This window comes from Lacicoccus alkaliphilus DSM 16010 (genome assembly GCF_900142805.1).
In the GTDB taxonomy this organism is placed as follows: Bacteria; Bacillota; Bacilli; order Staphylococcales; family Salinicoccaceae; genus Lacicoccus; species Lacicoccus alkaliphilus.
Genome location: NZ_FRCF01000003.1, coordinates 170722 through 183178, shown reverse-complemented (window position 1 = coordinate 183178; position 12457 = coordinate 170722). Strand labels below are relative to the sequence as shown.

Sequence of the window (12457 nt, the reverse complement as noted above, 5' to 3'; positions counted from 1 at the left end):
AGGAAAACACTTGGGGAGGCTGCTGTGTACTCCCGCCTCCATAAGGACCGCCCCTCACGACAAAAGAGGCAGGACCGAAGTCCTGCCTCTTTCCCGGCGCTTATTTAGTTTGGATTATCTTCCAGATCCGGAATTGATTTTTCATAATACTGACGGTCTTTATTGGCATTGAAGTGGTCCGCTTTCTCCACTTTCACATCCGTCACGTAATCCGGCATTTCAACGAAGTTTTCGTAGATGCCTTTTTCGACGAGGTAGTTGCCTTCCGGAAATAGGACACCGACGTTGCCGTCCTTGATGTCTGCATGCTGTACAAAGCCTTGGAAGACCCCGTTCTTGTTGTAGAGAACAACCGCTTCGCCTTCCTCAAGACCCTGGCGGCGCGCGTCACTTTCACTCATCAGGACGCCATAGCGGCCCATATGGTTGAACGCATCCTTGTCCCCGTACACCATGGAGTTGAACTGCTTACCGCGACGCATGAGGAGCTTGAACTCTCCCGCTTTCGCATTGTTGTCAGGGATGTCCATGCTGATCAGGTTCGCTCTGCCGTCCGGGGTCGGACAAACGCCGCCCTCACACAACCATGCCCCGCCATACTGGTAAACATCTCCGGCTTTCTTCAAGTACTGGACACCATCATACTGAGGGTTCGCTTTAGCGATCTCATTACGGATTTCCTGTCCGGATTTGAAGTCGATCAGATGTGCATCTTCAGGTTTCACACGCTTAGCAAGGTCGAGGTAGATCTTCCACTCGCTGCGCGCTTCTGCGATGCGGTTACGGTTGCCTTCGATTTCAGGAGAGAAGTAGACCATTCTCTCCGTTGAAGTCGACAGGCCGCCGCCGTCCTGCTCGTAACGTGTCTTCGCAGGCAGTACGATGACCGCTTCCTTCGCATCCAGCAGTGTGGATGTATTCAGGATGATATCTTGATGCACACGGATGTCAAGGTTCTCCAGCGCATCTTTCACAAAGTCCGGATCCGGCATCGTCTCAAGGAAGTTACCGCCCGACATGTAGTAAAGCTTCAACTTGCGTTCGCTGTCTTCAGGCAGCATCGCGTTTTCAATCGTCACACCGACTGAATCCCCAGGCCATTTCGGCAATTCGAAATCCCAGAGCTTTTCGATTCTTTCGGTGTTGATTTCATCGTAGTCTCCGCCCGGCAGTGAGAATGGATCTGCACCCATTTCGCCCGAGCCCTGGACACTTGAATGTCCACGGAGCGGCATAAGGCCGTTATATTTACGTCCGAGCCATCCGCGCAGGAGGCCGAGGTTTGCAACTTGTGAGATGTTGTCCGTTGCATGCTTGTGCATAGTGAGGCCGAGCGCCCATACCATCACGCCGTTTTTGGACTGTGCAAGCAGGTTGCCGAGTTCAACGATCCTGTCTTTGGAGATGCCTGAAGATTTTACGATTGCATCCCATGACTGGCTTTCAACCGTTTCTTTCAGCTCTTCAAAGTTATTCACATGTTCACGGACGAATTCATGGTTGATCGCCGAACCTTGAACGGCTTCTTCCATTTCAAACCAATGCTTCATGATACCATGCATCAATGCGATGTCCCCGCCGATGTTCACTTCATAGAAGTCATCGGCAAGTTTCGTACCGAATAATGCAGATTCGGCGACTGAAGGCACCCAGTAGTTTTCCATCGCCGGCTCTTTGTAAGGGTTGATGACGATGATTTTTGTACCACGCTTCTTGGCTTCCATCATATATTTTGTGGATACAGGGCTCGCGTTTGAAGCGACACTGCCCCAGAATACCAGGACATCCGTGCCCAGCCAGTCCTGATAGTTACATGTAGAAGCACCGACGCCGACAGAGCGCTTCAGTGCCGATTTACTCGGTGAGTGACAAATCCTTGATGCGTTGTCGATGTTGTTCGTCTCAAGATAACGTGCAGTCTTCGCAGCCACGTAGTATGATTCGTTGGTGATGCCGCGGCTCGTTAAGTAAAATGCGTATTGTTTCGGATCAAGTTTTTTCATCTTGTCCGCGACTGTGTCCATTGCCTGATCCCATGAAATCCTCGTGAATTTATTTTCACCTTTGCGGCGGATCATCGGATAGGGGATGCGGCCCAGTTCACGGAGCTCGGACGAGCTGAGCTTTCTGAGCTCATTGATGTCCTGATGCAGGATCCTGGGCTCGATCGGTGGTGCTGTATTCAGTCTTAAAACGTTGAATCGGGTCGTACATACGTGAGGGCCCGTCAAAGTCTGGTCCTGTAGACCGCCTACGCCGAGCGCACATCCGTCACAAACACCTTTTAAGATTATGTTTTTGGCATAGTTCAGGTTGTCTTTATTTTTCCATGCAATTTTGGCTGAATCTATTATATGTCTTGGTTTGACTTTAGTGATACCAAAAGGTACAGGGCTGACCCATAGACTGGAATCCCATTTCTTTGTTTTATTAATAGGACCCGGGTGTAAAGTATTACCCATTCATGACACTCCTTTTATCCATAATATATATATTATACATTAATTTTATATGTTTAAAAAGGATATTTACTCAGTTGTCTGCGGTTTATGATGGACAGTTTGTGAACTCGCAGTCGTTTCACCGGCACTTTCCTTGATCTTTCTGATATCAGCGCGTATCAGCAGTGAAAGGATGAGCGCCATTACAAACATCGCAGTGAATATATACAGCGTCAATGTGTAGCTTGCCGTCGCTTCGTAAATTTCGGCGACGATGAGCGGGCCTGCAAGACCTGCTGCAGCCCATGCAGTCAAAATGTAGCCGTGGATCGCACCGAGCTGCCTCGTCCCGAAGATGTCGCCGATGTAGGCGGGCATCGCAGCGAAACCGCCGCCGTAGCATGAAATGATGATGAACAGCAATATGGCGAACAAGTATTCATTCGTGACTGCCGGCAGTATTGCGAAAACCCCTATCTGAATCGCAAAGAAAATGGTGTATACATTCGGCCTGCCGATATAATCCGAAATGGATGCCCATATCAGTCTGCCGGCGCCATTGAACACACCCATGATGCCTACGATGAGTGCTGCAGCCGCCACCGTCACACCGGTGATCTCCTGGGCCATCGGACTGGCCACGGCAAGTATGGCGATCCCGCAGGTGATGTTGATGAACAACATCAACCACAGGAAGTAAAAGCGCCTTGTTTTGAGCGCCTCATTCGCAGTCAGCTGGACATAGTCCCGCTTCACTTCCTTAGGAGAATCATCCGCATTCTTCATGCCTGCAGGCACATAGTTTTCGGGCGGCCTTTCAAGATACAGGCTCGCTGCCAGCATCACGAGGAAATAAATGACTCCGAGTATATAGAATGTCGCCGGAATGCTGAAGGCATTCATCAGGAATTCCATGGCCGGGGATGCGATCATGGCGGCAAAGCCGAAGCCCATGATTGCGAGCCCCGTCGCCATTCCCCTTTTATCCGGGAACCATTTGATCAGTGTCGATACAGGCGTGATGTAACCGATCCCGAGGCCGATGCCGCCAAATACACCATAACTGACATACAAAAGCCACAGGCTTTCAATCTGTATAGCATAACCTCCAGCCGCCATACCGATCAGAAAAAATGTTGTCGCGACTAACCCGGAAGCCCTCGGACCATACCTTTCGACAAAATGCCCCATGAAGGCTGCCGAAAGTCCTGAAAATAAGATCGCAAGACTGAATGTGAACGATACATCAGACAATGACCAGCCGATTGATGCCTGGAGCGGACCGGTGAATACACTCCACGCGTATACAGATCCGATCGATATATGGATTCCGACGGCTGCAAGCGCTATCAACCATCGATTTTTTTTTACTTCCATCCCCTTTTCCCCCATAAGTTCAAAAATTTACATTAAATATGGTTATCATATAAATGCATATGTTTCAGAAAGGATATCTACTCAGCTGTCTGCGGTTTATCCTGGACCCCCTGAGTCCTGCCGGCTGTTTCACCCGCAGCCTCCTTAAGTTTCTTAATATCCACCCTGATCCATAATGATATGATCAGTGCCACAACAAACATCGCAGTGAATATATACAGTGTCAATGTGTAGCTTGCCGTAGCCTCATAAATCTCCGCAACGATGAACGGGCCTGCAAGACCTGCTGCAGCCCATGCCGTAAGGATGTAGCCATGAATCGCGCCGAGCTGCTTCGTGCCGAAGATATCACCGATGTAGGCCGGTATCGACGCAAAGCCCCCGCCGTAGCATGAAATCATGATGAACAGCAATATCGCGAACAAGTATTCATTCGTGACGGCCGGCAGTACTGCGAACACAACAATTTGAATGGCGAAGAAAATGGTGTACACATTCGGTCTGCCGATATAATCCGAGATTGATGCCCATATCAGTCTGCCGGCGCCGTTGAATACCCCCATGACACCCACGATGAGTGCTGCAGCCGCCACCGTCACGCCGGTGATTTCCTGCGCCATCGGGCTTGCGACCGCCAGGATGGCGATCCCGCAGGTCACGTTGATGAACAACATCAACCACAGGAAATAAAAGCGCTTCGTCTTGATTGCCTCATTCGCAGTCAACTGGACATAATCCCTCTTCACTTCCTTAGGAGAATCGTCCGTATTCTTCATGCCTTCAGGTACATATCCTTCAGGCGGCCTTTCAAGATACAGGCTCGCTGCCAGCATCACAATGAAATAAATGACTGCCAGTATGTAGAATGTTGCTGCGATGCTGAATTCGTTCATGAGAAACTCCATGGCCGGCGAGGCGATCATCGCTGCGAAGCCGAAGCCCATGATTGCGAGCCCCGTCGCCATGCCCCTCCTGTCAGGGAACCACTTGACAAGTGTCGAGACAGGCGTGATGTAACCGATTCCAAGACCGATGCCGCCAAATACACCGTATCCAAGATAAAGCATCCACAGGCTTTCAATCTGTACTGCATATCCTGCAGTCGCCATACCGAGCGCAAAAAACGACGTCGATACAAGGCCGGAAGCCCTTGGACCGTATTTTTCAACAAAATGCCCCATGAATGCCGCCGAAAGTCCCAAAAACAAGATGGCGAGACTGAACGTGAACGACACATCAGACAATGACCAGCCGATCGATTCCTGGAGCGGCCCGGTGAATACACTCCACGCGTACACAGATCCGATGGATATGTGGATTCCGACAGCTGCAAGTGCTATCAACCAGCGATTTTTCTTCACTTCCATTTCTTTTCCCCCATAAGCTTAAAATTTTACATTGAATACCTTTGGATATAAAATGTATTATGTTTGCTATAATGCATTATATCGGTTCGTCACGAGCACGACAATAATTTGTTACTGATTTGTGACTGTTTTTTGAATATATTTTTAAAAGAGGTTATAAAATGGAAATCACGACAGAAAGAGAAATCGTCAAATATCAGGGCGGACAATTTTCTGAGCAGGGCGATATGGTGGCGGTGGAGTTCCCACTGACCATATATATAAATGACATCGAATTCGTGACCCTGGTCTGCTCCCCGGATCATCTGGAGGAACTGATCATCGGGTTCCTTGCATCCGAGGGCGCCATCCGCTCATACGAAGATATTCAATCCCTCAACCTCGATGACAGGGGAGGTTTCTGCCACATCACGCTGAACAAGTCGATACCGACCGATCACTTCCAGTATTCAAAACGGATCCTCGGCTCATGTTGCGGAAAAAGCCGACAGTTTTATTTTCAGAATGATGTGGATACGGCCAAGGTGTCGATGAGCAAAACGACACTCACGCCGGAGCAGATCAGCAGGTTGATGGTCGAGATGCAGACGACGAGCACGATCTTCAAGGAGACCGGCGGCATCCATAACGCGAGCCTCGGCAGTCCGGACAAAACCGTCGTCCACCGCGGCGATATCGGCCGGCATAACGCATTGGATAAATTGTACGGCCACTGCGTCCGGAACAACATATCGGTCAGGGACAAAGTCCTTGTCTTCAGCGGACGGATTTCATCCGAAGTGCTCACCAAGGCGGCAAAGATCGGCGTGGGAATCGTGCTGAGCAAGTCGGCACCGACCGACCTGGCCATCGGACTTGCCGAGGACTTGAACATCACTGCCGTTGGATTCGTCCGCGGCGATTCATTCAATATTTACAGTCATCCATGGCGCATCCGGGAAAGTGAATGATTCTTCAGAATATTGAATTTGTCATTTGACTTACATGGACGGCACATTTATCATGAAATTAAGTAAATAACAGTACCACTAGGGGTGCATTGAGCTGAGACAGCAGATTTCCGGAGATGATGATCCGTAAAGTGCTGATCCCTTCGACTTGATCTGGGTAATACCAGCGTAAGGAAGTGGTTTAGTACATAAATGTCAAACAGCTGACCAAATAAATACATCTATAGACTACGATGCACTTTTGGTGTGTGCTGTTATTTATATCACTAAGCCCGCTTCCGCAATGATATATTGCCGGAAGCGGGCTTTTTATTCTGGTGAAAGGAAGGATGGGTGAGAATGTCAATCACTTTACCAATTGCACTGACGGTTGCAGGGACCGATCCCACAGGCGGGGCCGGCGTCATCGCAGATATCAAATCATTTCAGTCACGCGGCGTTTATGGAATGGCCGCGGTCACTTCACTGACTGCACAGAACACTCTCGGGGTCCAGGGCGCCTACAATGTACCCGCTGATTTTCTGGATGCCCAGCTGAAAAGCATCTTTACGGATGAAGTTCCTCATGCAATGAAGAGCGGTATGATCGCGACCGAGGAAATGATGCGGGTGATAAAAAAATATGTGGAGGAATATCAGCTGCCTTTCGTAATCGACCCGGTCATGATTTCAACATCGGGGGATAACCTGATCGATGAGGGGGCCATAGATTACCTGCGCTCAGAATTGCTGCCGACAGCCCTCACGGTCACGCCGAACATCCCGGAAGCAGAAAAGCTGGCAGGTCTCACCATCGAAAATGAAGAGGATGTGAGAAAAGCCGCCAAAATATTCATCGGGGACATTGGAGTGCAGAGTGTCATCATCAAAGGCGGACATCTGAAAGGCGATGCAGTCGATTACCTTTTTGAAAAGGATAAAGAGACGACACTCTCTTCAGCCAGGGTGGATACCGAGCATACCCACGGCACCGGCTGCACATTTTCAGCAGTCATCACGGCGGAACTTGCCAGGGGCAAGCCGCTGGAAGCGGCATTCCGCACCGGTAAGAATTATATAACAAAAGCGATCCAGGAAGCTCCCGGATTGGGCGGAGGAAACGGCCCAATCAACCATTTTGCATATGAAGGGGAATGATGAATATGTCCATTTTACAAGAGTTGAGAGGAAGACCACCGCTCATCGTCTGCATAACGAATGACGTCGTCAAAGATCTTACGGCGAACGGCCTGCTGGCGATGGGCGCTTCACCCATCATGAGCGGGGAGAAAAGCGAAGCCGCAGCGCTCATGCAGGCAGCAGACGGACTTCTGATTAATATCGGGACTGCGGATGAGGGCAAGAAAGAGCTGATGTTTGAGATGGCGGAAGCGGCCAATAAAAACAATGTGCCGCTGGTCCTCGATCCGGTCGGTTATCCCGCTTCCGATTTCAGGAAAAACCTTGTCGACGAATTGCTTGAAAAATATGATGTTGCCCTCGTCAAAGGGAACAAAAGTGAAATGATGGCTTTGGCGGGCCTGGAGAGCACTTCGAGGGGCGTCGACTCGACCGAGACGAGTGATGCCCTTGAAATTGCCGAAGCCGCATTCGAACGCCTTAACATACCGGTGCTGGTCACAGGAGAAGCGGATGCGCTCGTCACACGCACCCGGCGCTATACGCTCCATAACGGCCATGAGTTCCAGGGCAGGATCACCGGCTCCGAATGCCTGCTTGGTGCCGTGATACTTGCATTCACATCCAGAAGTGAAGCATTCAACACCGGTGTATTGGATGCGGTGAGCTATTATAATTTGTGTGCCGAATCCGCTGCATCGGAAAGTGCGGGTCCGGCTGCGTTCAGGATGAATTTCATTGACGCGCTGCACCTGAATGAGGACACATTGCTCGCGGACAAGGACATCAGGAATCATGAATAAAAAGGATTTGAAACTTTATTTCGTATATGGTTCGGATCAAGGGGATGTCGAAAGGAGCCTGGAAGTGATCCGGCAGGCGCTGGAGGCAGGCATCACGATGTTCCAGCTCCGTGAGAAAGGCGAAGGGGCGCTTCAGGGCAGGGCGCTGCTGGATTTTGCCCGATCAGTGAGGGCACTGACACTGGAATACGGCGTGCCTTTCATCGTCAATGATGATGCAGCGCTTGCCATGGAGGCCGGTGCGGACGGCCTCCATATCGGACAGGATGACATCCCGCCCGCCGACCTGTCAGCATGGTTCGACGAAAAAATCGTCGGGCTCTCTGTCGGCAATGCACATGAACTTGCCGCAAGTGACCTGCAGGAGGTCGATTATATAGGTACAGGCCCCGTATTCGCCACACAATCTAAAGATGATGCAGGCGAGGCCATCGGCATAACGGGCCTTGAATGGATGCGCAATCAGGTTGGTCCTCTGCCTATGGTCGCGATCGGAGGCATCACCCATGAAAATTACAAGGCGTGTCTGGATGCAGGCGCAGACGGTGCAGCAGTGATTTCTGCGATTGCCGGTGCTGAGGATGTGGGACAGGCGGTGAGACGCTTCTTAAGTTTATGAAGAAGGCCTTCATTTAAATTAAAATCGGATTCGGAACCTCGATCGAGGTTCCGAATCCGATTTTGATTTCCTCACTCATCTTCCCGGTATTCCGTAAATTTGAGCTCCCCCGGTTCGATCCCGTGATTGTTATAATGCGAGGCCATGATGTCAGCGATTATGACTGCCCATCTGATATCGGTGGCGTACTGATGTGTGCCCGGCTCTTCAGGGTTCCATCTCATCTTATAAAGGGTGTCCTGACCGTTATTGACGTAGTTCCGGCTGATGAACTCCGCCCCCCCGATGATGGCGCGTTCAGGGGAGGACCAGTCCTTCTCGGCTGCATAACTTGATCCTGCTTCCAGCGCCCGGCGGTCGAAAGCGCCGATGCCAAAGAAGTTGTAATATGTCGTGCCGTCCGTTTCTATGCCCCGGGCAAGGTCGGAATCCCCGTTGCCGGTTTCTATCTGTGTATGGCTGATCAAATACAAGACGTTTATGTCGTGGGTATTTTGCGCTTCAAGGTATGTCGCCCCGTATCCCTCGAGCATTCCCCTGCCCTCCAGAATAACATCCAAAGTTTCGGCATCGACGTCCACCTTCTCTTTCAAATCCAGGTGCTGCAGCGGGTAATGCCCTTCATCCGTCTGCATGTAATGCCTGATCTGCTCTTCGTCGGCATGCGTCAGACGTCCGTCCTGAATCGTCACATCCTGAGTATCCTTTTCGACCTGTAATGCAACTGCCTCTTCAAAAGAGTATGGTGAACGGTTCCTGTCACCGCCGGTCAGTTCAGAATATATGAACGTGATGACGAAAACTCCCATGATCAGGCTAAGTAACAATAATGGCAACTCATCTTTATTTTCGTTAAACATAGTCTTTATCCTTTGCGTGATTGAATACTCTTATATTACAACTTAACTTCAAAAAAAGTAAGCATCAAATATGATGCTTACTTTTCGTCACAGTCGCAAGGGTGATTAAAGAGTCCAGCATCCTTGCAATCCTCTGCTTCATCTCATCGCTGAGCCAGGCGTACTCGCCTTCCTCATTCTTTTCATAATCGGTGCTGCTTGCACAGACCTGGGTCGGTATCGTCAATGCATGGAGGCCCCGCATCACTATCCTGAGCTGTGCCAGCGGGTCTGTGTTCCTCATACCGCCGCTCGTACAGTACAGTGCGACCGGTTTGTCCTCGAACTGATCGAACGACAGGTGATCCAGTGCATTTTTCAAAATGCCGGAAAATGAAGTGTGGAAATTCGGCGTGCCTATAATGATGGCATCCGCTTCCCTCGCAATGTCTTTAAACTTTTCAACTTCTTCAGTGGACGGAGACCCGAGAAGCGGGATATCCCACTCACATAAATCTATGATTTCAACATGATTTTCAGGCTGTTCAATCTGTGCTTTGATTTCTTCTGCCAAAAAAGCTGCACTTGAACCCGGGAACGGACTCCCGGAAATGATCAGCAGATTCATAAGCCGGCTCCTTTATCAAAATATTTACTGTATTAATCATACCATTTATACAGGATATATTCCCATACGTCAAAAGATGTAAAAAAAGAGACTTCAAAAGTCTCAGTTCATTAACTTGCTATTCAATTCTTCCAATTTATCGTAAACGTCAGAGGGTAACTCTTCAATTCTAACTTCTTCATCCACAATTTTCTGCGCCAGATCCATATCGATACTTACAGCTCGACTAATTTGGTATGCCGTCAGTTTTTCCACGAGGAGTGAAAGGTTTAATTCTGTGCTCATAAAGTCACCTTCTTTAACAGTATCGAATAAGTAGCAATAACTAATTATACCACATTATTTCCATTCTGCAAGAATATGATGAACACATCTATTTACTGTTTTAGCTGCTGAACAATGCCTCTTCCAATTGGTGCACTTTCTTCAAAGTTTCAGGGCATAAGTCTCCCAATGAAACATCGCCGCTCAAAATGTCCTGCACTCGTTCAATAGGAATATCCAAGGCTTCGCTAAGCTGGTAATTTGTCAGACTGCCGCCGAATATATTCAGCTCGTGGACCATAATCATCACCCTTATCATTGAAGTAACTTAAGTATAAGCAGTTTTATTTATAAAGCAATCTATTTCTCCTTTAATTACTTCCTTTTAATTCGGGTACAATAATCCAGAGGAGTGATTTTTATGTATGATTCTGTTTTCCATAAACAAAAGCAATTTTTCCAGACTCACAGCACCCTGCCATCGGATGTCCGTATAATGGCCTTAAAACAGCTGAAAGATGCCATTAAACTATATGAAGATGACATCATGACCGCCATGAGGGAGGATTATAACAAGAATGAAAGTGATGCATTCCTGACTGAAGTCGGCATCGTTTACAGCGAGATCAACTTTCATATAAAAAACTTGAAAGAATGGGCAGCACCGGTGAAGGTTAAGACACCGGCCACCCATTTCGGTTCCAGTTCCAAGATCTATAAGGAACCCTTCGGGGTGACCCTGATCATCTCACCATGGAATTACCCCTTCAACCTGGCGATGGCACCTCTCGTCGGTGCGCTCAGTGCAGGCAATACTGCCATATTGAAACCTTCTGAGCATACACCCAATGTTTCCGCGGTGATCTCCAACCTCATCGGCCATGCATTTCCAGAAAAGTATGTCACTACGATTGAGGGCGGCATCGAAACGAATCAGCAGCTTCTTGAGCTGCCTTTCGATTACATCTTCTATACCGGCAGTTCCCAAGTCGGTAAAATCGTCATGGAGGCTGCTTCAAAGCACCTCACCCCCGTAACACTTGAACTGGGAGGGAAGTCCCCAAGCATCGTTTTAAAAGATGCGGATCTGAAACTGACAGCGAAAAGGATTGTGTGGGGCAAGTTCATGAATGCCGGCCAGACATGTGTCGCCACGGATTTTGTATATGCAGACAACATCATCAAAGATGAACTCGTGGGATATTTGAAGCACTACACCCACAAGTTTTACAATAAGGAATTTGAAGCCGAAGAGTACATGCAGATCATCAATGACAAACACTTCAAACGTGTCCACAGCTATATCACAGGCGACATCGCCTATGGCGGGCGCTCCCACAAAGAGATACGCATGATAGAGCCGACGATCATTCAGGATGCCGATTTCAGCCATCCTTCGATGCAGGAGGAGATTTTCGGACCCGTGCTGCCGGTGCTCGGCTTCGACGACCTGGAGAAAGCCATGATTGATGTCCGGGATATGCCGGACCCGCTGGCACTCTATGTATTCACAAATAATGGGAAAGCAGCGCGCCACGTGATTAAAAACATCCCTTTTGGAGGCGGTGCGGTCAACGATACGATGTTCCACCTCGCGACACCTCATCTCCCCTTCGGGGGGCGTGGATACAGCGGCATGGGGAAATATCACGGGCGTTATTCCTTCGATACTTTTACCCATCAAAAAAGCATCCTGCACCAGACGACGCTGTTTGATATACCGCTGCGTTATCCAAATTTCAGACCCCTTCAGAAACTCCTGAGATATATATGGAAGTAAAGGTATGGAAGTTGTAACGCCATACGTTGCTGGAATTTCAAAATATCATTTGTCACGCAATTTATAATTTTATAAAATGTTTGACAGACCTTGCTTTAGATTGTAATATTAGACGCAATATTGAATATGGCTTATCAAGAGCGACGGAGGGAACTGGCCCGACGAAGTCCGGCAACCTTTTAAGTAAGGTGCCAATTCCAGCCGGGGCCACCCCCGGGAGATGAGCAGATCAGAGTCTGCTGAATTCGGCAGGCTCTTTATTTTTTTCAG

Annotated in this window: 12 protein-coding genes and 2 riboswitches; of the genes, 5 read left to right on the top strand and 7 right to left on the bottom strand. The window is 49.0% G+C overall.

The features are described from left to right. Positions 1 to 104: 104 nt before the first annotated feature. The 3 genes from BUA12_RS05575 to BUA12_RS05565 all read right to left on the bottom strand — a co-directional run bounded on the left by BUA12_RS05575 (position 105) and on the right by BUA12_RS05565 (position 5185). Entirely contained in the window at positions 105 to 2462 is a 2358-nt protein-coding gene (locus BUA12_RS05575; RefSeq protein ID WP_072709259.1) for an FdhF/YdeP family oxidoreductase, read from the bottom strand. Between the two features lie 66 nt (positions 2463 to 2528). Further along, entirely contained in the window at positions 2529 to 3818 is a 1290-nt protein-coding gene (locus BUA12_RS05570; protein ID WP_072709257.1) for an L-lactate MFS transporter, read from the bottom strand. A 77-nt stretch (positions 3819 to 3895) separates the two neighbouring features. Then, on the bottom strand, positions 3896 to 5185 hold the full coding sequence (locus tag BUA12_RS05565) for an L-lactate MFS transporter (protein WP_072709255.1): 1290 nt from the start codon (positions 5183 to 5185) through the stop codon (positions 3896 to 3898). A 161-nt stretch (positions 5186 to 5346) separates the two neighbouring features. On the opposite strand from BUA12_RS05565, the gene fdhD reads away from it, so the two are divergent. The 4 genes from fdhD to thiE all read left to right on the top strand — a co-directional run bounded on the left by fdhD (position 5347) and on the right by thiE (position 8676). Beyond that, positions 5347 to 6135: a formate dehydrogenase accessory sulfurtransferase FdhD gene (gene fdhD, locus BUA12_RS05560; RefSeq protein WP_072709253.1), complete on the top strand. Its 789-nt coding sequence runs from the start codon at positions 5347 to 5349 to the stop codon at positions 6133 to 6135. Positions 6136 to 6205: 70 nt separating this feature from the next. Then, positions 6206 to 6327, top strand: a riboswitch (TPP riboswitch). Positions 6328 to 6474: 147 nt separating this feature from the next. Further along, a complete protein-coding gene (thiD, locus tag BUA12_RS05555) occupies positions 6475 to 7272 on the top strand; it encodes a bifunctional hydroxymethylpyrimidine kinase/phosphomethylpyrimidine kinase (RefSeq protein WP_072709251.1) in 798 nt (265 codons plus the stop codon). Between the two features lie 5 nt (positions 7273 to 7277). After that, complete coding sequence (gene thiM, locus BUA12_RS05550) at positions 7278 to 8057, top strand: hydroxyethylthiazole kinase (RefSeq protein WP_072709249.1); 780 nt, start codon at positions 7278 to 7280, stop codon at positions 8055 to 8057. Next, positions 8050 to 8676: a thiamine phosphate synthase gene (gene thiE / locus BUA12_RS05545; protein ID WP_072709247.1), complete on the top strand. Its 627-nt coding sequence runs from the start codon at positions 8050 to 8052 to the stop codon at positions 8674 to 8676. Before thiM ends, thiE begins: the two co-directional genes overlap by 8 nt. A 71-nt stretch (positions 8677 to 8747) precedes the next feature. Here thiE and BUA12_RS05540 read toward each other — a convergent pair whose 3' ends face one another. From BUA12_RS05540 to BUA12_RS05525, 4 genes are all read right to left on the bottom strand, one after another. Next, complete coding sequence (locus BUA12_RS05540) at positions 8748 to 9536, bottom strand: N-acetylglucosaminidase (RefSeq protein WP_072709245.1); 789 nt, start codon at positions 9534 to 9536, stop codon at positions 8748 to 8750. A 64-nt stretch (positions 9537 to 9600) separates the two neighbouring features. Then, a complete protein-coding gene (locus BUA12_RS05535) occupies positions 9601 to 10143 on the bottom strand; it encodes an NADPH-dependent FMN reductase (RefSeq protein WP_072709243.1) in 543 nt (180 codons plus the stop codon). Positions 10144 to 10245: 102 nt separating this feature from the next. Next, on the bottom strand, positions 10246 to 10428 hold the full coding sequence (locus tag BUA12_RS05530; protein ID WP_072709241.1) for a hypothetical protein: 183 nt from the start codon (positions 10426 to 10428) through the stop codon (positions 10246 to 10248). A gap of 100 nt (positions 10429 to 10528) precedes the next feature. Continuing rightward, positions 10529 to 10708 (bottom strand): hypothetical protein, encoded by a 180-nt coding sequence (locus BUA12_RS05525; RefSeq protein WP_072709239.1) that lies wholly within the window; start codon positions 10706 to 10708, stop codon positions 10529 to 10531. Positions 10709 to 10828: 120 nt separating this feature from the next. Here BUA12_RS05525 and BUA12_RS05520 point away from each other — a divergent pair, with 120 nt between their 5' ends. After that, a complete protein-coding gene (locus BUA12_RS05520) occupies positions 10829 to 12187 on the top strand; it encodes an aldehyde dehydrogenase (RefSeq protein ID WP_072709237.1) in 1359 nt (452 codons plus the stop codon). Between the two features lie 128 nt (positions 12188 to 12315). Continuing rightward, a riboswitch (SAM riboswitch) is annotated at positions 12316 to 12414 on the top strand. Positions 12415 to 12457 lie beyond the last annotated feature (43 nt).